The sequence below is a fragment of the Streptomyces sp. NPDC046303 genome, from assembly GCF_055588085.1.
Genome location: NZ_JBVJFA010000021.1, coordinates 77,718 through 96,402 on the forward strand (window position 1 = coordinate 77,718; position 18,685 = coordinate 96,402).

17 protein-coding genes are annotated in these 18,685 nt (G+C 73.6%); 7 read left to right on the forward strand and 10 right to left on the reverse strand.

Translation table 11 applies throughout. The features are described 5' to 3' along the window. Nucleotides 1-113 precede the first annotated feature (113 nt). Nucleotides 114-1,232 carry a DUF3533 domain-containing protein gene (locus tag ACZ6I1_RS22510; RefSeq protein WP_469289802.1) on the forward strand — a complete coding sequence of 373 codons (1,119 nt, stop codon included), beginning with the start codon at nt 114-116 and terminating at the stop codon, nt 1,230-1,232. A 27-nt stretch (nt 1,233-1,259) separates the two neighbouring features. On the opposite strand, the gene fxsBH is transcribed toward ACZ6I1_RS22510, so the two are convergent. Together fxsBH and ACZ6I1_RS22520 are read right to left on the reverse strand one after the other, a co-directional pair. After that, nucleotides 1,260-3,539 (reverse strand): radical SAM/SPASM protein FxsBH, inactivated beta-hydroxylase extension form, encoded by a 2,280-nt coding sequence (gene fxsBH / locus ACZ6I1_RS22515; RefSeq protein WP_469289804.1) that lies wholly within the window; start codon nt 3,537-3,539, stop codon nt 1,260-1,262. Between the two features lie 20 nt (nt 3,540-3,559). Further along, on the reverse strand, nt 3,560-3,742 hold the full coding sequence (locus ACZ6I1_RS22520; protein ID WP_469289806.1) for a hypothetical protein: 183 nt from the start codon (nt 3,740-3,742) through the stop codon (nt 3,560-3,562). A gap of 96 nt (nt 3,743-3,838) precedes the next feature. Here ACZ6I1_RS22520 and ACZ6I1_RS22525 point away from each other — a divergent pair, with 96 nt between their 5' ends. After that, nucleotides 3,839-4,699, forward strand: a complete 861-nt coding sequence (locus ACZ6I1_RS22525; RefSeq protein WP_469289808.1) for an alpha/beta fold hydrolase — start codon at nt 3,839-3,841, stop codon at nt 4,697-4,699. Here ACZ6I1_RS22525 and ACZ6I1_RS22530 read toward each other — a convergent pair. The 4 genes from ACZ6I1_RS22530 to ACZ6I1_RS22545 all read right to left on the reverse strand — a co-directional run bounded on the left by ACZ6I1_RS22530 (nt 4,632) and on the right by ACZ6I1_RS22545 (nt 8,539). Then, nucleotides 4,632-5,432 (reverse strand): hypothetical protein, encoded by an 801-nt coding sequence (locus ACZ6I1_RS22530; RefSeq protein WP_469289810.1) that lies wholly within the window; start codon nt 5,430-5,432, stop codon nt 4,632-4,634. The two genes, ACZ6I1_RS22525 and ACZ6I1_RS22530, sit on opposite strands and share 68 nt — an antisense overlap. A gap of 98 nt (nt 5,433-5,530) precedes the next feature. Then, nucleotides 5,531-6,415 (reverse strand): S1 family peptidase, encoded by an 885-nt coding sequence (locus ACZ6I1_RS22535; protein WP_469289812.1) that lies wholly within the window; start codon nt 6,413-6,415, stop codon nt 5,531-5,533. A gap of 135 nt (nt 6,416-6,550) precedes the next feature. Then, complete coding sequence (locus ACZ6I1_RS22540; protein ID WP_469289814.1) at nt 6,551-7,093, reverse strand: DUF1684 domain-containing protein; 543 nt, start codon at nt 7,091-7,093, stop codon at nt 6,551-6,553. A 123-nt stretch (nt 7,094-7,216) separates the two neighbouring features. Next, the gene (locus tag ACZ6I1_RS22545; protein ID WP_469289898.1) at nt 7,217-8,539 is read right to left on the reverse strand and encodes a DUF5685 family protein; all 1,323 of its coding nucleotides are present in this window, start codon (nt 8,537-8,539) and stop codon (nt 7,217-7,219) included. Between the two features lie 283 nt (nt 8,540-8,822). Here ACZ6I1_RS22545 and ACZ6I1_RS22550 point away from each other — a divergent pair, with 283 nt between their 5' ends. Beyond that, nucleotides 8,823-9,272 (forward strand): cell division protein SepF, encoded by a 450-nt coding sequence (locus ACZ6I1_RS22550; RefSeq protein WP_469289816.1) that lies wholly within the window; start codon nt 8,823-8,825, stop codon nt 9,270-9,272. Between the two features lie 9 nt (nt 9,273-9,281). Here ACZ6I1_RS22550 and ACZ6I1_RS22555 read toward each other — a convergent pair whose 3' ends face one another. Both ACZ6I1_RS22555 and ACZ6I1_RS22560 read right to left on the reverse strand, forming a co-directional pair. Next, nucleotides 9,282-10,454 carry an acyl-CoA dehydrogenase family protein gene (locus ACZ6I1_RS22555; RefSeq protein WP_469289818.1) on the reverse strand — a complete coding sequence of 391 codons (1,173 nt, stop codon included), beginning with the start codon at nt 10,452-10,454 and terminating at the stop codon, nt 9,282-9,284. 111 nt (nt 10,455-10,565) lie between these two features. Further along, nucleotides 10,566-12,278 (reverse strand): MFS transporter, encoded by a 1,713-nt coding sequence (locus ACZ6I1_RS22560; protein ID WP_469289820.1) that lies wholly within the window; start codon nt 12,276-12,278, stop codon nt 10,566-10,568. Nucleotides 12,279-12,556: 278 nt separating this feature from the next. On the opposite strand from ACZ6I1_RS22560, the gene ACZ6I1_RS22565 reads away from it, so the two are divergent. Together ACZ6I1_RS22565 and ACZ6I1_RS22570 are read left to right on the forward strand one after the other, a co-directional pair. Continuing rightward, nucleotides 12,557-13,693: a hypothetical protein gene (locus tag ACZ6I1_RS22565; protein WP_469289822.1), complete on the forward strand. Its 1,137-nt coding sequence runs from the start codon at nt 12,557-12,559 to the stop codon at nt 13,691-13,693. A 225-nt stretch (nt 13,694-13,918) separates the two neighbouring features. Beyond that, nucleotides 13,919-14,983 carry a phosphatase PAP2 family protein gene (locus tag ACZ6I1_RS22570; RefSeq protein WP_469289824.1) on the forward strand — a complete coding sequence of 355 codons (1,065 nt, stop codon included), beginning with the start codon at nt 13,919-13,921 and terminating at the stop codon, nt 14,981-14,983. Nucleotides 14,984-15,287: 304 nt separating this feature from the next. Here ACZ6I1_RS22570 and ACZ6I1_RS22575 read toward each other — a convergent pair whose 3' ends face one another. Both ACZ6I1_RS22575 and ACZ6I1_RS22580 read right to left on the reverse strand, forming a co-directional pair. Further along, nucleotides 15,288-16,256 (reverse strand): helix-turn-helix transcriptional regulator, encoded by a 969-nt coding sequence (locus ACZ6I1_RS22575; protein ID WP_469289826.1) that lies wholly within the window; start codon nt 16,254-16,256, stop codon nt 15,288-15,290. 31 nt (nt 16,257-16,287) lie between these two features. Beyond that, a complete protein-coding gene (locus ACZ6I1_RS22580) occupies nt 16,288-17,064 on the reverse strand; it encodes a LysM peptidoglycan-binding domain-containing protein (protein ID WP_469289828.1) in 777 nt (258 codons plus the stop codon). A gap of 295 nt (nt 17,065-17,359) precedes the next feature. Here ACZ6I1_RS22580 and ACZ6I1_RS22585 point away from each other — a divergent pair, with 295 nt between their 5' ends. Together ACZ6I1_RS22585 and ACZ6I1_RS22590 are read left to right on the forward strand one after the other, a co-directional pair. Then, a complete protein-coding gene (locus ACZ6I1_RS22585; protein WP_469289830.1) occupies nt 17,360-18,166 on the forward strand; it encodes a hypothetical protein in 807 nt (268 codons plus the stop codon). A gap of 117 nt (nt 18,167-18,283) precedes the next feature. After that, nucleotides 18,284-18,679, forward strand: a complete 396-nt coding sequence (locus tag ACZ6I1_RS22590; RefSeq protein WP_469289832.1) for a hypothetical protein — start codon at nt 18,284-18,286, stop codon at nt 18,677-18,679. Nucleotides 18,680-18,685: the final 6 nt, after the last annotated feature.

An 18,685-nucleotide genomic window follows, 5' to 3' on the forward strand; every position in this document is an offset into this window, starting at 1 on the left:
CACCATAGAGCAATTCGAATACCCGTGCGAAACACTTGTTCGATCATCCGGATCGGTCATCCGTTCGGCCCACTCCTGCTGCGACCCGCCCCCCGTACGCCGAGCGTGGGAGCATGACCCAGCCCACCGAGAGCACCGACGCAGGTCCGTCCGGCGGCTTCCTCGCCGAGATCAAGGACGCCGTGACCACCCGGGCAGCGCTGCTGGTCCTGGGGGTGCTGGCCCTCCAGCTCGCCTTCATCACCTCGTACATCGGTGCCTTCCACCACCCGAAGCCCAGCGAGATCCCGATCGCCGTGGCAGCGCCCGCCGCACCGGTCGCCGAGCAGTCCGCGCAGCGGCTCGCCGCCCTGCCCGGCAGGCCGCTGGATCCCCGTACGGCCGAGGACGAGGCCGCCGCGATCCGCATGATCGAGAACCGGGACGTGGACGGCGCGCTGATCGTCGACCCGGCCGGGCGGACCGACAGGCTGCTGGTCGCCTCCGGGGGCGGGGCCTCCCTCTCGCAGGCCCTCGAAGAGATCGTCGGCGCGGTGGAGAAGGCCCAGGGCCGGACCGTGCAGGTCACCGACGTGGCCCCGGCCGACCGGGGCGACAGCCGCGGCCTGAGCTCCTTCTACCTGGTCGTCGGCTGGTGCGTGGGCGGCTACCTGTGCGCCGCGATCCTCGCCATCAGCGCCGGCGCCCGGCCCGCGAACTCCGCCCGCGCCGTCATCCGGCTCGGCGCGCTGCTCGTCTACGCGATCGCCGCGGGCCTGCTCGGCGCGGTCATCGCCGGACCGGTCCTGGACGCGCTGCCCGGCTCGCTCGTGGCCCTGTGGGGGCTGGGCACCCTGGTCGTCTTCGCGGTGGGCGCGATCACCCTGGCCTTCCAGGGGCTGGCGGGCGTGGTCGGCATCGGTCTCGCCATCCTGCTGGTCGTGGTGTTCGGCAACCCGAGCGCGGGCGGCGCCTACCCCTACCCGCTGCTGCCGCCGTTCTGGAAGGCCATCGGCCCGGCCCTGCCGCCGGGCGCCGGTACGTACGCCGCGCGCTCCATCGCATACTTCAAGGGCAACGGCACGACCGGGCCGATGCTGGTGCTGGCCGCCTGGGCGGTGGCCGGCTCGGCGATCACCATCGCCTGCGCGCTCTTCCGCGGTGGCCGGCCGGGAGCCGCCGTGGGCAGCGGGCTGCCCGACGACGCGCCGTCGGTCCCCCGGTTCGCGAGCGAGGGGACGGAAGCCCGGTGAACACATTCCCGATCCGGGGGCCCCGCGTCAGATCCCCGATGCGAACTCCCGGCGCAGCCGGGCCACGACCGCCTTGCCGCTCACCGTCAGCTCCGCCGCGCCGGAGAGCCGGTCCAGAGCCCCCTTGATCGCATCCCCGTCGCCCTCGCCGCCCGGGTCCTGCGACCTCCGGTACTCCTCGGCCGCCACCCGCGCGTGCACATCGGCCAGCAGCTGCGACACGGGCACCGGCCGATCCCGCCACGGGGACGCGTACAGCCACTCCCCGTCGAGCGCGTACAGGTCGGCGACCTCGGTCAGCTCGCGCAACGCGGCCCGCCGCCGACCGGTGAGCAGCGCGAGCGCGGTGCGGCGTACGTCCGCCGCGTACGGCACGCCGAGCACCCCGGGCCCGCACCGCCCCGCGATGCCCGCGGCCTCCGTGCGCGCCGCGTCCCCGAGCGGGGTGAGCACGCCCAGCCCGGCCGCGGTCTCCCGCGCCAGGCGCGGCACCGTCCGGTGCAGCAGCTCCCAGGCGGCGCCGAGGCGGCGCTGCCAGTCCGCGGCTTCCGCTTCCGTGAGCCTCGGCCGGGGCCGGCGGGAGAAGCAGTCCCGGAGGGGGTCGAGGTCCTCCAGGGCCAGTGGCGGCACCTGCGCCCCGGATCCGGGCCACGTCCGTACGGACTGCCAGCGCGGATCCCCGCAGGCCGGCCCGAAGAGCCGTTCGGTGCGACCTTCCCGTACGGAGAACCCGGTGGCGGTGGCCCTGATCTCGATCGGGCCGTCCCCGTCCCCGCGCAGCAGCCCGAGCGTGGGCAGGTACAGCTCCCCGCCCGGGTGCACGACGGCCGCGGCGTCCTCCAGCCGCCCCCTCACCACGGCCGCTGCCGTCATCGCGGACAGCTGCCGGGCGGGTGCCGCGCCCGGTGCCCGCCCCCGGTGTACGCGGTCCAGGGCGGCGAGCAGCCAGGTACGGGTGTACGGATGGTCCAGTACGGCGTCCAGGGCCTCCGGCGCCGCGGCTTCCACGGCCATGAGGAGCTCCCAGGACCGCTGCCAGTCCTCGTCGCCCCCGACGGCCGGCTCCGCGTTCAAGCGGGCCAGCAGCACCCGGGTCAGCTCGTGCTGGGAGGCCGCGAGCCCGGCGGGGCCGGCGCTCTCGGGCGCGACGGCGGCCGGGGCGGTGCGCGCCTCGACCCCGTCGACGAGTTCCCGCAGGTCGGTGCAGTAGACGGAGGGGTTGTCGAAGCCGTTCGCGGCCTTGTAGCGGTGTGCGTAGAGGCCGCCGCCGCAGGAGCGCACCACGGGGCACCGGCGGCATGGGGCGCTGACGCCCGCGAGGCCCGCCTGGCGGGCCCGGATGCCGGGGTGGGCCGCCACTTCGTCGAAGGTGTGGGTGAAAACGTCGAAACCGGTGGCGGCGGCGCCCTCGTGAGCGGTCTTCAGCGAGTCGGCCTGCTCCAGGGTGCCGTCGGTCTCGACGACGACCAGGTCCGTGGGCGCGAGGCCGAGGGACTCGGTCAGGCTCGGCCCGCCCCGCAGGGTGCTCAGCAGGGAGTCGAACATCCGGACGGGAACCGGCCGGCCCCGCGCCTCCCACTGGTCGAAGACCTGCAGGAGCCACCGGGCGTACGCGTCGGGGCGTCCGTCGGGCCTGGCCGGCGGCGTCTCCCAGGTGGCGTGCGGCAACAGGAAGTCGATGCGCGGCGGTTGGAGCGCGGTGAGCGCGTCGAAGACCGCGCGGGGGTCGTTCGCCACGTCCACCGTGCAGAGCAGCCCCTGGTACAGGTGCCGGTAGCGGTCCTGCCGCAGCAGCGCGAGCGCCTCGAGGACCCCGGGGTGGCTGCTCCGGCCGTTCGCGAAGCGGCGGTGCCGGTCGTTCGCCGCACGGTCCCCGTCGAGGGACACCCCGACCTTGACCCCGTACGCGTCGAACAGGTCCAGGAAGGCGGTGTTCAGCCGCAGCCCGTTGGTGTGGATGCGCAGGTCGAGTGCGCTCACCCCGTCGAGGGCGCCGGTGAGGGCCGCGCAGAGGCTCCGGAGCCGGGCGGGGCCTGCCAGCAGCGGCTCGCCGCCGAGCAGGATGACGGTCACCGAGGGCAGGCCGTGGGTGGCCGCGTGCTCGGCCAGCCGCTGCGCGAGCCGCTCCGCGACCGCGTCGGAGACCACGGCGGGCCGCCGCCGCCAGCTCTGGTCCGCGTGTTCGTAGATGTAGCAGTGGTCGCATGCGAGATCGCATCTGCTGTGCACCTTGACCACGAACTCACGGAACGGGATGAGCCGTACGGCCTCGGCCCCGGCCCCGGCCCCGGCCCCGGCGGACTCCATCGCGACGGGTGTGCCCGTGCTCAGAGCGAGGAGTTGAAGGTGACCGTCCGCCTGTCGCCGGGAGCGGAAGCCCCGGGCAGCACGCGGGCGATGCGCAGGTCGGCGTCCGCCCCGCGGGCGGTGAGCGAGGACAAACGGGTCGGGCTGCCGGGCTCCGGCCGCACGGGCACGGCGGCTGTCTGCTGCTTCTGGGTGGTCGTCACGGTTCCCCCCTCAGGGTCGTGGTGTGTTTCCATCAGGAGAGCGGTCGTCATGACACTAGAGACATCCGCAGGAAGCCGGAAGACCGCGGAGGTGTCGTGCGGGTCGAGGTGAAGGCGGGAGACGGGCGCACGCTCGTGGCCGAGGTCTGGGGAGCGCCGCGCGGGGTTCCCGTGCTGCTGCACCACGGGACACCGGGAAGCCGTCTGGGTACGGCGCTGCGCGACATCACGGAGCGCTTCCCGGACATCCGCTTCTTCGCGTACGACCGGCCCGGCTACGGGGACTCCGAGCGGGCCCCGGGGCGGACGGTGGCCGACGCCGCCGGCGACTCCGCGGCCGTCGCGGACGCCCTGGGTGTGGACACCTTCGCCGTCGTCGGCCGCTCCGGGGGCGGTCCGCACGCCCTCGCCTGTGCGGCGCTGCTCCCGGAGCGGGTGACGGGGACGGCCGCCCTGGTCAGCCTGGCGCCGTGGGACGGGGCCGGACTCGACTGGTTCGCCGGAATGACGCCCCACAACGCGGAGCACTACGCCCTCGCGGTCCGCGATCCCGCGGCCCTGGAGCGGCGGCTCACCCCGCGCGCGGCGGAGATCAGCCGTGACCCGGGCCGACTGCTCGAGGACCTGCGGGCCGATCTCGCCGACGCCGACCTGCCGGTCCTTTCGGACGACCAGGTCCACCAGGTGATCCTGGACAACTACCGGGAGGCGCTGCGCACTTCCGTGTACGGCTGGCTGGACGACAGCCTGGCGTTCTGCCGGCCCTGGGGCTTCGACCCCGGCTCGATCCACGGCCGGGTCCTGCTCTGGCGCGGTTCGGAGGACGCCTTCTCGCCGTTGGGCCACTTCCGCTGGCTGGCCGGGCACATCGCGCACAGCACTGCCGTGATCAAGCCCGGGGCCGGTCACTTCGCGGCTCAGTACGCGCAGCCGGAGGTCCTGGACTGGCTGTTGTGACGATCGGCTGCTCCTCGACGGGCGCGGTCACCGCCTCCCTGGCGCCCTCGAGGCATTCGATGATCCGCTCGTGCGTGTCCCCGACGCTGTCCACCACGCGTATGCGCATGTAGAAGGCGCGTACCTCGTCGATGAACCGCTTCGAGAACACGCCCACGCCGACGGTCTCGTACGTACCGGTCGCCACCAGCGGGTACCCGGCGCCGAAGGAGGAGATCCGGAAGTCGACGGCGGCCCGCAGCCCCTCCCCGGCAAGCCGCTCGCCGACGTCTGCCAGGCCCGTCCACCGCACGTCGGCCCCGTCCGGCTCCACCGCCGGGTCCGCGGCCATCACCAGGTGGTAGTCCACCCGCTCCAGGACCACGTTGTGCTGTCCGCCGTTGAGGATGCCCACGTTCCAGGACTTCGCGGGGCCGGGCAGCAGCCCCGGCATGAACTCGGACCGCCATCCCAGCGCGGGCCGTACCGTGCGCGCGTACTGCGCCCGCGCCAGGACGGCGCCCGCCGCGACGGCCAGCAGGCTCGCCAGGGGTTCCGCGCTCATCAGCTGGAGCCGCCAGGGCCAGTGGGCCCGGGAGGCTTCGGGGATGTTCCCGCGCACGATCTCCCAGACCAGGACAGCGGCCAGGACGCACAGCAGCACCAGGGGTGCCGTGAAGAGCCAGCGGTTGCGGCGGATGCGCCGCTGGGCGTCGGAGAACGGGCCTCCCCGCCCGGAAGGTGCTCTGGTCATGCTCGTGTCTCCCCCCAAAGACGAACCCCCGCCCGGCAGTTCGGGCGGGGGTTGATGATTGTGCCGCAGGCCGGGCGGGTCTCCTACCCGCCGGCGGGTCAGTACACGCTGACGCCGTAGGCGTTGAGGGCCTCGACCACGGGCTGGAAGAAGGTGGTGCCGCCCGAGGAGCAGTTGCCGCTGCCTCCGGAGGTGAGGCCGACCGCGCGGGTGCCCGAGTAGAGCGGGCCGCCGCTGTCGCCGGGCTCGGCGCAGACGTTGGTCCTGATCATGCCGTAGACGATGTCGCCGTTGCCGTAGTTGACGGTGGCGTTGAGACCGGTCACCGAACCGCTGTGGGTACCGGTGGTCGAGCCGCGCCGCTTCACCGACATGCCGACGGTGGCGTTGACGGCACTGGTGATGTCCTGGCTGCCGACGGTGCCCGGCGGGACCGGCGAGTTGCTGGCGTACTTGATCAGGCCGTAGTCGTTGTTCGGGAAGCTGGATCCGGTGGTGGAGCCGAGCACGGTGGTGCGGGCCGAGTTGGTCCACCAGGTGCCCGCGCCGTCGGTGCAGTGCCCGGCGGTCAGGGCGTAGTAGTTGCTGCCGCTGCGCACGTTGAAGCCGAGGGAACACCGCCAGCTCGACGCGTAGATCGCGTCGCCGCCGGAGGCCAGCTTGGTCAGCTTGCCCGGGGTGCGCTCGATGCGCAGGGCCCCGGCGTCCGCTCCGGCCTCGCGCTTGATGCGCGCGAGGTCGGCGGCGGAGACGGTGGAGTCGGCGGTGACCACGAGGGTCCCGGTGGCGGAGTCGGTGTGCCAGGCGGTGCCCGCGACGTCGGCGCGCAGGACGGACGCGCCGGCCGAGGCCAGTCGCTCGGCGCTAAATCCGCCGTCCTGTGGGTCCGCGTTCGCCACGGTGGGGGCGGCGAGTGCTGCGACGGCGGCCAGGCCGGTGGCCGCCGCGAGCAGCCTGGTACGGGTGATGCTCTTGATCCTCACTTCTCGTCCTCCGAGAGGGTCGGGGGCCCGGCGATCGTGGGGGTGCCGGAGCCCGTGAGGCGCAGTCGAGGGACGTACGGCACACGATTTGTGCCGTGCCCCTGACAAGCACTGTCGGGAGTGTGGTGGCGTTTGTTACCGGGCGGCAAGGGCGCCTTTCAGCCGCCGCTCCCCCGCCGCCCCTTCGAAGGGCAGCCTGTTGCCGGGCGGCGGAAAGGGGCAGATGAAGTGGTCGGCGAAGGCACGGGAGGGCGGCGGGGCGCGGTGGAAATCCACGGTGATGCGGCCGTCTTCGGTCGAGGCCCCGGGTGTGAGGAAACGGAAGCGGTGGCCGGAGCGTCCGCCGGTGGCATCGCCGAAGACGGCCCGGGGGCTGCCGTCCTCCTCGTCGACGTGCCGGGTACGCGAGGGCGGGGAGGCGTCGGCGGCGAGTACGGCCTCACCGGTGAAGGGCTCGCCGTCGGGCTGAACGGAGTCCTCCGGAGCCGCGGCCGGCGCCACCGAGGCCCCGGTGGTGCGCCAGGATCCCGGAACGGCCGGAATTCGACCTTCCGGGTAGTCGGCGAGCCAGCGGGTGCCGGTCAGCGCGAGGGGCCCGGACGGGGCGGACACGCCGGACACCCGTCGTTCGTGCTCTTTCCGCCAGTCGGCGGGCGGATCGTCTGCGTCATCGCTCATGCCGCTCAACCCTTCCACGCGGGTCCGGCCGGGAACCGTGGAGTACCCCGTCCGGACCTGCACGCCGTGAAGGCGCCCCGGCCTGACAGGGGCTCAGCAGGCGAGGGCTCAGCAGGCGAGGGCTCAGCAGCCGTCGCAGGGACAGCAGCAGCAGTCACCGCAACCGCAGTCACAGTTGCAGTTGCCGCAGTCGCAGTTGTCGCACCACGGCTTCTTCTTCTCCCGGGACCACGGCCCCTCGTGCTCGGTGCAGCAGAGCTGGCAGGTGCAGAACAGCCCCAGGGCCACCGCGCACCCCGCGAGCAGTCCGCGCCGCGGCTTCTGCGGAGGCCGGCCGCCACCCCCGCCACCGCCGCCGGGCCCCATGGGCGGCGGGGGCATCCCCGGCCCGCCCGGCGCGTGGGGAGCGCCCGGGCCGTAGGGGCTGCCGCCGTAGGGATTCCCGTTCCCGTACGGGCTGCTCGCATACGGGCTGCTCGCGTACGGGCCGTTCGCCTGCGGTGCGGCCGCGTACGGCCCGCCCGGGTGCGGTCCGCCCGCGTACGGGTTGCCGCCCTGCCCGGCGGAGGCGGTCGCCGTGTGCCCGCAGCTGCTGGTTCCGAAGGCGCGGTCCACCGAGGTGCGCAGCTCGTGCACCAGCAGCCGGTGGGCGAGCCCGGCGTCCGCGAACTCGACCTCGCGCAGCGCGAGCCGGATGCCCTTCAGGGCGTCGTCGCACAGGCGCCGGGCCTCGGTCAGTGAGGTCCCGGTGGCGGTCAGGGGGTTCCAGGCGCCGGCCGAGGCGTCGGCCGCCTGGTCCTCCACGGCGTCCAGCAGGTGCGCGAGCCGCCCGAAGTACCGGCCGGCCTCGGCGAGCGCGGGGGCGTTGCCTGGCCGTCCGGCCAGCTGCGCGGTATGCGCGAAGGCGGCGGCCGTAGCCGTCTCCGTCGGCTCGGTCACCACGAGCACCGGCGTGCCCGGCCCGGCCAGCGTCTCGATGCCGGCCTGCCGGTCCACGGCGTCGACGAGCACCGCCGTGTCGAAGCCGAGCGAGGCCCCGGTGCGGGCCCCGGCCCGGTCCCAGCCGCGGGCCACCTTGCGGGCGGCCGCGGCTATGGGGGCGCGGGCCAACAGCCCGTCCCGGTCGGCCACGTGGTCCCGCACCTTGGCGGAGGCCAGGACGAGCGAGACGGCGGCGGCGAGCCGGGCGCCCTCGCCGTTGGCCACCGGGGCGGTGCGCATCCCGCGCAGCGGACAGGGCCCGGCGGTGCGCCGGGCGGCGGACGCGGCTGCGGACTGAGCCTCCGTCAGAACGGAAACGAGCAGCCCGTCGTAGTTGGTGACGATCCTGGCGAACTGGCCGTGGTCACCGCGAAGTGCCAGGCACAGCCCGCACAGATGAGCCATCCACTCCGCTTTGAACCGCTCGCCCAGCCTGTGCGTGCAAGGTCTGACGATGCCGAACAACTGCTTCCCCCGTGTGTCGTACGCGTGCCTGCCGGGCATCGTATCGACCCGCGTCCTTCACCCGTACGTCCGCACCGGCCACCCGTCCGGCGGCAACGGTCGTATTTTCACTCAGTCAGCAGTGGTAGCTGCCAGGAACCTTGACCGTGCAACGGATGTTCTGCACCAGTACCGTCACGAAACCCCTGCGCGGCGGCTATCCACTTGGCGCGTTGTCAGCATCATGGACGACCATAGGGGCAGCGGAAAGAAGACAGACTGACCACGGTGAAAGGAGGCGTCCATGGGTTCGGTGCGCAAGGCGAGTGCCTGGCTGGGTCTCGTGGAGGACAGCGACGACGAGCGTTACTACGACGACGACTACGCGGAGGCGGGCCAGGGTTCGGTGGCCGGTCCCGGCGAGCAGTGGGTCACCGACCCGCGCGTCAGAGTGGCCTCCGAGTCCGCCGTCGAGCAGGGCCGGCGCATCGCGACGGTCACCCCCGACGGGTTCCGCGACGCGCGGGGCATCGGCGAGCTGTTCCGCGAGGGCGTCCCGGTGATCGTGAACCTGTCGTCGATGGACCCGGGCGACGCGAAGCGCGTGGTCGACTTCGCGGCCGGACTGACCTTCGGGCTGCGCGGTTCGATCGAGCGGGTGGCGACCAGGGTCTTCCTGCTGACCCCGGCCGACACCCAGATCGTGAGCGGCGAGCCCGGCGGCCGCTCGCGCGACTTCTTCAACCAGAGCTAGGCAGGGCCCTCACCGGAAGGCGTCGAGCCCGGTGAGCGCCTTGCCCAGCACCAGTTGGTGCATCTCGACGGTGCCCTCGTAGGTGAGGACCGATTCGAGGTTGGTGGCGTGCCGCATGACGGGGTATTCGAGCGAGATCCCGTTGGCACCGAGGATCGTCCGCGCGGTGCGACAGATCTCGATGGCCTCGCGGACGTTGTTGAGCTTGCCGAAGCTGATCTGCTCCGGCCGCAGAGTGCCCGCGTCCATCCGCCGGCCCAGGTGGTGGGCGAGCAGGACGCCCTTGTGGAGTTCGAGGGCCATGTCCGCGAGTTTGGCCTGGGTGAGCTGGAAGCCGCCGATCGGCTTGCCGAACTGCTCCCGCGTCTTCGCGTAGTCGAGCGCCGACTCGAAGCTGGCGCGTGCCGCGCCCATCGAGCCCCAGATGATCCCGTACCGCGCGTGGCTGAGGCAGCCGAGCGGCCCCTTGAGACCGGTGACGCCCGGCAGGACCGCGTCCGCGGGCAGCCGCACCTCGTCCATGACCAGCTCACTGGTCACCGAGGCCCGCAGCGACCACTTGTGCTTGATCTCGGGCGCCGAGAACCCCGGCGTGTCGGTGGGGACGGCGAAGCCCCTGATCCCCTCGTCGGTCTGCGCCCACACCACGGCGACCGCGGCGACGGACCCGTTGGTGATCCACATCTTGCGCCCGGTCAGCACCCAGTCGGTGCCGTCGCGCTTGGCGTGGGTCCGCATCGCGGCGGGGTCCGATCCCACGTCGGGCTCGGTCAGCCCGAAGCAGCCGATCAGCTCACCGGCCGCCATGCCGGGAAGCCAGCGCTGCTTCTGCTCCTCGGAGCCGTACTTCCAGATGGCGTACATGGCGAGGGAGCCCTGTACGGAGACCAGCGAGCGGATGCCGGAGTCGGCCGCCTCCAGCTCCATGCAGGCGAGCCCGTACTGCACGGCGCTGGCGCCCGCGCACCCGTACCCCTCCAGGGACATCCCGAGCGCGCCGATCGATCCGAGCTCACGGGCCAGCTCGCGGATCCCGGGGAGCTCGCCGCTCTCGTACCAGCCGGCGATGTGGGGCAGCACCCGGTCGGCGGCCCAGTCGCGGACGGTGTCCCGGACGGCGAGGTCCTCGGGTCCGAGGAGCTCGTCGATCCCGAGCGGATCAAGGGGCAGGAACGCGGACACTGGGCCTCCCGGCGGCCTGGATACAGAACCTAGCAGCGCAAGTTTTACGCCGCGCCGCTGACGCTAGCCACCGCCGCCGGGCAAATCCAGCCCCTCCCCCACGCCCGGGGCTCAGCCCGCGCGCCCCGACACGCGGCCCACGGCCGGGTCCGGCTCCGCGGGAGCGGGGATCTTCGCGCCGCGCGGCGCGGCCGGCTCGGCGGCCGCCTGCGCGGGCAGCCGCACCACGTCGGCCTTGCAGACCCCGCCGACCCCGTCGGCGTCGGCGCCGCAGTCCATCACCCGCGGCAGCTTCAGCGCCATCACCGCACCCGCGACCAAGAACCCCGCGCTGACCAGCAGCGTCACGTGCAGGCCTTGCACGAACGAGTTCCGCGCCGCCGCGTGCAGCGCCTCCCCCGCCGGCCCGCCGAGCTGCGCGGCGATCTGGTAGGCCTCGCCCAGCGAGTGCGCGGCAGCGGCCGAGTCGGCGTCCGAAACCCCCGGCACCCCCGCCAGTCCCGGCGCGTACGCGGCGTTCATCACGCTGCCCAGCAGCGCGATGCCCATGCCCGCGCCCAGTTGGTACGAGGTCTCGCCGATCGAGGCCGCGCCGCCCGCGGTGGCCGCCGGGGCCTCGTTGAGCATGGACTCGTACGCCGCGAACAGGGTGGTCTGGAGCCCGAACCCGAGCAGGATGAAGCCGGCCGTCAGCAGGACGGGCCGGTCGTGGTGCCCCATCAGCGTGAGCAGGAGCACGGCGAACGCGGTGAGCAGGAAGCCCAGCGAGACCATGGTGCGCGGGCCGATCCGGGCCAGGGTGTAGGACCCGGTGGCCCCGGCGGCCATGGCGGCGAAGGTCAGCGGCAGCAGCCGCAGACCGGTCTCCAGCGGGCTGAGGTGCAGCACCAGCTGGAGGTACTGGACGGCGATCAGCTCCAGGCCGACCAGGGCCAGCATGGCGAGCACGATGCAGCCGACGGAGGTGGAGAAGGCGGCGCGGGAGAACATCCGCATGTCGATCAGCGGGTGCGGACGCCGCTTCTGCCGCCGTACGAAGAGGACCAGCAGCGCCGCCCCGATCACCAGCGGCGCCAGCGCCTCGAGGTCGAGGAGGTCCCGCTCGGCGCCCAGCCGCTTGATCCCGAGTACGGACCCGAGCACGCCGGCGGCGGCCATCAGCGCGCCGGTCACGTCCCACGGTCCGTCGGAGGAGCCCTTCGACTCGGGGAGCAGCCAGCGCCCCAGCGGCAGGATCAGTGCCATCAGCGGGATGTTGATGAGGAAGACGGAGCCCCACCAGAAGTGCTCGACGAGGAAGCCGCCGAGTACGGGGCCGCTGGCGGCGCCGATCGCCGCGACGGCGGTCCAGATGCCGATGGCGAGGGCCCGCTCGCGCCGGTCGGGGAAGACCTGGCGCAGGATCGACAGGGTGGCGGGCATGATCATCGCGCCGCCGATGCCGAGCAGGGCGCGGGCGGCGATGAGGATCTGGGCGTTGTCGGCGAGGGCCGCCATGGCCGAGGCCACGCCGAAGAGCCCGTAGCCGAGCAGGAGTATGCGGCGGCGGCCGACCCGGTCGCCGAGGGTGCCGAAGAGGATCAGCAGCGCGGCGCAGACCAGCGGGTAGGCGTCGACGATCCACAGGAGCTCGATGGAGCCGGGGCGCAGGTCCTCGGTGAGGGAGGGGACGGCGACGTGCAGGATCGTCGCGTCGAGGGCGACGAGGACCAGGCTGACGCACAGCACCGCCAGGACGACCCAGCGGTTGCCGCCGCCGGAGGCCGCGCGGAGCCGCTGCCAGGGGCCAGTGGTCCGGACTCCGGCCGCGTTCGTCCCCGACATGCATGTACCTCCCAGGTGATCCCTCGCGCTCGGCGGACCAGCGTCTTGCGGAGCCACGGGGGGTGGTGCGCTGTGCGGCGTCCAACGGGGTCCGGCATCGACACGCGAGTGAACGGTCAGCGTACGCGAGTTCGCCTGCCCCACACGTGGTCAAGCTCTCATCCCGGTGGAGGCCGCGCTGTGGCGTGCGCCACTCCCCTGTCCCGCCCCTTCCCCCTCGTGCACGTGCGCTCACGGCCCGTGGTCCCGGCCGGCCGCGGCGCGCGCCACCGATAATCATGCCCGTGAAAGATCTTGGATTCCGCCGGGCCGCGCCCACGCTCGCCGTCGCCGCGCCCGCGCTCGCCGTGTTCGCGGCGGTGCGCGTCCTCGGGGTCGCCGTGCTCGCGGTGTGGTGCGCGGCGGCCGGCAGCAGCCCGCACACGCTGCTGTCGGCGCGCTGGGACTCGCTCTGGTACGCGCGCATCGCCGCCGAGGGGTACGGGTACGAGGTGGTCCTCCCGAACGGGGACGTCCACTCGAACCTGGCGTTCTTCCCGCTGCTGCCGTGGCTGGAGCGGCTGGTGTCGGCGGCGACGGGACTGGCGTACGGCTCCGCGGGGCTGGTGGTCTCGGCGCTGGCGGGGCTCGCCGCGGCGTGGGGGATCTTCGCCGTGGCGGAGCTGCTGCACGGCCGCCGGGCCGGCGTGCTCGCCGTCGCCGTCTGGGCGGCGCTGCCCGTCGGGATCGTGCAGTCGATGGCCTACAGCGAGTCGTTGTTCACCGCGCTGGCCGCCTGGGCGCTGTACGGGGCCCTGCGCGGCCGGTGGCTCACGGCCGGCCTCCTCGCGGCCGGGGCGGGACTGACCCGCCCGGTCGGCGCCGCGGCGGTCGCGGCGGTGTGGGTGGCCGTCGTACTGGCCTGGCGCGGCGGTGAGCGGTCGTGGCGGATGGCGGCCGGGGCGCTGCTGGCTCCGCTGGGGGCCGGGGCGTACGTGCTGTGGGTCGGCGCGCGCACCGGCGGCGGGCTGTTCGGCTACCTGGACGTGCAGGGGGGCTGGGGCAACGGCTTCGACGGCGGCTGGGCCTTCGCCCGGTTCATCGGGGCGAAGCTCGCCTCGCCCGCCTTCGCGGCCGGGCTCGGACTGATCGCGGGGGTCGTGCTGGTGCTCTGGCTGTACGTGCGCTGCGTGCGGCAGCGTCAGCCGCTGCCGCTGCTCGTGTACGGCGGGATCGTGGTGGCGCTGGCGCTGTGCGCGTCCGGGTACTTCGGCTCCAAGCCCCGGCTCCTGCTGCCGGCCTTCCCGCTGGCGCTGCCGGTGGCGGTGGCTCTGGCGCGGTGGCGGACCCGGCGGGCGGCGCTGGCGCTGGGCGCGGCGGCCCTGGTCTCGGCGGTCTACGGGGCGTTCTGGCTGAACGGCTCGGGACCCCCATAGCGGAATGGATCATTCCGATCCATCGTTCGGCAAAGGAAACGCGTCGCTGAATAAAGTGCGGGTAAGTGTGCGGAACAATTGCCGGGGCGGTGGATCGGGAACGCTCCAACCATTGCCGAAATGCTGGGAATTAAGTCCCGCGTGAGACCAACTCCACATCACATGGTCATCACAAAGCCCGCGATTCGCGCGGCCCGAGCATCGGCGCGCGGTAACGTCGATTGAGTGCGTACCGATCAAATCCTGACCCGTCTGGAGCGGGTGTTCGCCCGCCTGGACCGGGAACCAGAGCGACCGGCTCATCTGCAAACCCCGCAGATGAGCCGGCACCGCGTCGTGCTCCTCGGATCGACCCTCGCCTTCTATCTCGCGATCGTGGTGGCCGTACTGACCACGTCCTGGCTCGTCCGCCTGGACTGGCAGGTCATGTTCTTCCGGCCCTACGAGCAGTGGCCGCAGCTGCACGCCTTCCTCGACTACCTCGTCGTACTGGGCCAGCGCGGACCCACCGCGGTCATGGTCGCCGCATGGCTCGGCTGGCGCTCCTGGCGACAGCACACCCTCCGCCCGCTGATCACGCTCGGCGTGGCGCTGCTCCTGCTCAACGTCACCGTCGGGTCCGTCAAGCTCGGCCTCGGCCGGCTCGGCCCGCACTACGCCACCGAGATCGGTTCGGCCGAACTCTTCGCGGGCGGCGATATATTCCCTTCCGGCCACACCGCCAACGCCGTCGTGACCTGGGGGATCCTCGCCTACCTGGCGTCGACCGTGGTCACCCGGCGGGTGCTGTCCGTGGTGTCCGCCGTCGTCTCGCTGAGCGTCGGCGCCACCACCGTCTACCTCGGTACGCACTGGGTCAGCGACGTGCTGCTCGGGTGGTCCGCGGGTCTGCTGATCCTGCTGGCCCTGCCCTGGTTCGAGCCGCTCATCGCCCGGACCGAGGCCTACGTCTTCGAGCTGCGCGAACTGCTGCGCCGCCGCGCCGAAACCGGCCGCATGCCCGCGCCGGTCGTCTCCGCGCTCACCCCGCTGCTGTCCGCGGGCGGCAAGTGGCGGCTCGAGCCCGCCGCCGCCACGGAGACCGCCGGGGAGCCCGCGACGACGGCCCCCGCGCACGCCGCCGCGGCCGTGCACACCCCGGCGCCCCGGCCGGCTGCTCTGATCACCGCACGGCCGCACCTGATCCGCTCCGAGCGGACCCCGGGCACCCCGGCCGGCAGCCGCCGGCCGGCCCACGGCGAGCGGGCCGCCGCCCGGAGCACCGCGGCCCGCCCGGTCGCCGGCGGCTGAACGACACGGGGCGCCGGTACGCACCACCGCACCCCGCGACAGGAAGGCGGGCCGGGTCACCGACCCGGCCCGCCTTCGCCGTTCGTCAGCGCCACGCCGACACGTTCGTCCGTCCCGGGTCACGCTTGTGTCACAGAATATCGACAACCTCCAATTGTTTTCCGGCCCGCGACACGCCCGCCGTTCGGGCGCATTGGAATTTCTTCCGAAACGCCCTGCCGAACCTCTGGAATTCCGGTAGGAGATTGTCACGGGACCGGTGGACCAGACCGGGTGAATCCCCCTCAGGTCCGCCACATTTCCTTCACCCCGGCGGCTCCAGGGCGCGCCCCAGCAGATCCCTCGCGGCCCTGATCCGGTCCGTCAGCTCCGGCGGCTCGACCACTTCGAACTCACAGCCGAGCAGCATGAGGTGAATCACCAGGACGTCCAGGCTGACCGCTCCGGTGCGCAGCAGGCAGCTCTGCCCGTCGACCGGCTCCAGGGCGCCGCTGCTCGGCCCGATGGTCCGGCCCGCCTCCTCGGCGGACACCTTCAGCCGCACCACCGCCCGGGCCGCGTACGCCCTTTGCGACACGCCCTGCGAGACGTACGCGGCGAGGTCCCCGGCGGGCGGCTCGCGCGGCGCGAACCGCGGTCCGTGGGGCGGGGCGGGCTCGATCCGGTCCGCCCGGAACGTCCGCCAGTCCTCGCGTTCCAGGTCCCAGGCGACCAGGTACCAGCGCCGCTCGGTGCACACCAGCCGGTGCGGCTCGACGGTGCGGCGGGTGACGTTGCCCTCGTGGTCGCGGTACCCGAAGCGGAGCCGCTCGCTGTCGCGGCACACCGCGGCGAGCTCGGTCAGCACCGAGGGGTCCACGGTGGACCGCTCGGCCACGCGCAGCATCGGCACGGTGAACTCGTTGAGCGCGGACACCCTGCGCCGCAGCCTCGAGGGCAGCACCTGCTCCAGCTTGGCGAGGGCCCGTACGGAGGCCTCCCCGATCCCCTCGACCCCGTTGCCGGCGCCCGTGCGCAGCCCGACCGCGACGGCGACGGCCTCGTCGTCGTCCAGCAGCAGCGGCGGCAGCTCGGCCCCGGCCCCCAACTGGTAGCCGCCGCCGGTCCCGGGGCTGGCGTTGACCGGGTAGCCCAGCTCCCGCAGCCGGTCCACGTCCCGCCGTACGGTCCGCGGCGTCACCCCGAGCCGGTCGGCGAGGTCCGCCCCGGTCCATTCGCGGTGGGCCTGCAACAGGGACAGCAGGCGCAGCAGTCGTGCGGAGGTCTCGAGCATGGCCGAAGTCTGCCAGCGCGTCCCGCGCGCCTCAGGGCCGGTACGGGAGCAGCGGCCGGGGCGACGGAGGAGGGGCCGTCGGAACGGGCGCCGGACCGGCCGGAGCCACCGGACCCGGATCCACCGGGCCCGGGTCCACCGGCACCGGGCCCGGATCCACCGGACCCGGTGGCCGGGCCGGGGGCGGGGCCGGCGGCCGCTCCGGAATGACCAGAAGCGTGCCCGTCACGAGCGCCTCGGGCCGCGCCCCGACCACCTCCCGGTTCGCCGCGTACAGCGCCTGCCAGCCGCCCTCCACCCGGTGCTTCCGCGCGATCGAATCGAGCGTGTCCCCGCTCCGCACCACGTGCATCCGCCCGGCCAGGCCGTACCGCTTCGAGCACGTCGGCCAGGCGTCCCAGCCCCGCGTGCCGAGCACGTCCTCCGCCACCCTGATCTGCTGGATCCGGCTCGCCAGGTCGGCGCGCGGCGCGAACAGCAGCCCCCCGTACTCCTCCCAGGTCGGCTGCCAGAACTGCAGCCCTCCGTAGAACCCGTTGCCGGTGTTGATCGCCCACCGCCCGCTGCTCTCGCAGTCGGCGATGCAGTCCCAGGGCCACTCCCCGCCCGGCCCGCAGTCCCCCGGCCCGTTTCCGATCACCCCCGGCGAGCCGGGGTGCGCCGCCCCCGCCGGCCCGGGGGCGGGCGGGGGCGGGGCGAGGGCCGCCGCCGCACCGGCCGGGAGTACGAGAGCCAGCGCGGCGGCGACGGCAGCGGCGACGGGACGGGCCCTGGCCCGCCGGCGACGCCGGATCCGGAGGTGGGGCATCGCGTCACGCTACGCAGCGCCGGCGGCCCCCCGGGACCGGCGCGCCGGGCGACCCCGCACCCCACCCGGTCGGCCGACCGGCCACCCCTCCCGCAAACGGCCAATCACGGCCATCAACTGCGCACAATCAGAAAACAGTTGGCACGAAACGAAGGCCCGGCCGGACGGTTCACTCGTACGGGGGCCCGGTTCGATTCCGTTCCCTCCAATGGCGTGACCCCGGCCGCCGCTCCCCCGTTGAGCCCGGCGAGCCGGGAACCACCCGGCCCCCGCACCTATGCCGAGGAGCCACCCCGTGCCGCGCATGCTCGACGTCAGTGATGAGGTACGTGCCGAGATCGGTGACGAAGAAGCCGACAGGCTGCTCGTCGGCGAGGACGCGCCGCGCAGTTACGACTGCACCTCCTGCCGCACTCCGGGCGACCCCGAGAACGACCGCACCAGCACGGTGCTGTTCGTCGGCGAGGAGACCGCCGTCCTTGCCTTCGCCCATGCCACCTGCATCCCCTCTCAGGTGGTGACCGTGTCCGAGGAGCAGCTCCAGGGCGCCGTCGCCAGCATCACCGGTGACAGCCCGGCCTCGCCCGCCGCCGGCGAGGCCCCGCAGAACGTGCCCGGCGGCCAGGCCGTCCTGGGCATCACCAGCGGCCTGGTCCTGATCGGCGGGGAGCTGCACCCCGCCCTGGTGGTCGAGCCGACCGCCCCGATCGCCCGACCCGGCAGTGACGGCCCCGGCGACGACTTCCTCCCGCTCCTCATCGAGCAGGGCTTCATCCCCGTCACGGACACCGCGCAGCTGCCGACCGCGCTGAGCGGGTGGTCCGTCCTGCTCGCCGGCGGCCAGCTGCACGCCGTCCTGCAGCCGGGAGCCGACGGCGGCCGCCCGGTCGCCTGGTGGCAGGCGCACCAGGCGCTGTCGGTCACCGAGGGCTGGCGCAACGCCGTCAACAAGACCCAGCGGGTGCTCATCTACGCCGCCCCGGTCGGGTCCATCGGCCAGCAGCCCCGTGAGGACCTGCTGCGCGACGCCCTGGACAAGGCCGCCGCCGCGGGCAAGCTCGTGGCCGCTTCCATGCCCCTGGCCGGTACGCCGGGCGCCTGACACACGGCACCACAGCACGGAAAACGCGGATCGCCGCCGGGGCCGACCCCGGCGGCGATCCGCGTTTTCCCGCCCGTCACCCCGCATCCGCAGGGCGCCGGTTTCGTTGGCTGATACGTGCATCCATACGACTCCTCCCGCGCCCCGTCCCGTACGAGCCCCGTCTCGCACACCCCGATCTACGACGCCCTGTACTCGGAGTACCTGCGCGCCTTCCGGGCGCTGCCGGGCGACCGTACGGGCGAGGAGGACCTCGGGTTCACGGCCTTCTCGTACGGGGGCGGGTACACCGGCACGGGCAGCTCGTACGACAGCGGCTGGAACGGTTCCCCGTGGCAGCGGACCGACTGGCAGCCCACCTACGTGGCTCAGCCGCAGCCCGCGCCCGCACCCACGCCCGCACCCGCGTACTCGTACGCGGGCGGCGCCGGATACGCAGACGGGCGGCAGCGCCAGACCGGGATGACGCCCATCCCGGCGGCCCTGCCGCCCGCTCCGCGCCGGGGCTACTGACCCCCG

Coding starts and splice junctions, on each gene's coding strand:
- ACZ6I1_RS22510 (WP_469289802.1), top strand. CDS start 114: ATGACCCAGCCCACCGAGAGCACCGACGCAGGTCCGTCCGGCGGCTTC.
- fxsBH (WP_469289804.1), bottom strand. CDS start 3,539: ATGGAGTCCGCCGGGGCCGGGGCCGGGGCCGGGGCCGAGGCCGTACGG.
- ACZ6I1_RS22530 (WP_469289810.1), bottom strand. CDS start 5,432: ATGACCAGAGCACCTTCCGGGCGGGGAGGCCCGTTCTCCGACGCCCAG.
- ACZ6I1_RS22540 (WP_469289814.1), bottom strand. CDS start 7,093: ATGAGCGATGACGCAGACGATCCGCCCGCCGACTGGCGGAAAGAGCAC.
- ACZ6I1_RS22550 (WP_469289816.1), top strand. CDS start 8,823: ATGGGTTCGGTGCGCAAGGCGAGTGCCTGGCTGGGTCTCGTGGAGGAC.
- ACZ6I1_RS22560 (WP_469289820.1), bottom strand. CDS start 12,278: ATGTCGGGGACGAACGCGGCCGGAGTCCGGACCACTGGCCCCTGGCAG.
- ACZ6I1_RS22565 (WP_469289822.1), top strand. CDS start 12,557: ATGCCCGTGAAAGATCTTGGATTCCGCCGGGCCGCGCCCACGCTCGCC.
- ACZ6I1_RS22575 (WP_469289826.1), bottom strand. CDS start 16,256: ATGCTCGAGACCTCCGCACGACTGCTGCGCCTGCTGTCCCTGTTGCAG.
- ACZ6I1_RS22580 (WP_469289828.1), bottom strand. CDS start 17,064: ATGCCCCACCTCCGGATCCGGCGTCGCCGGCGGGCCAGGGCCCGTCCC.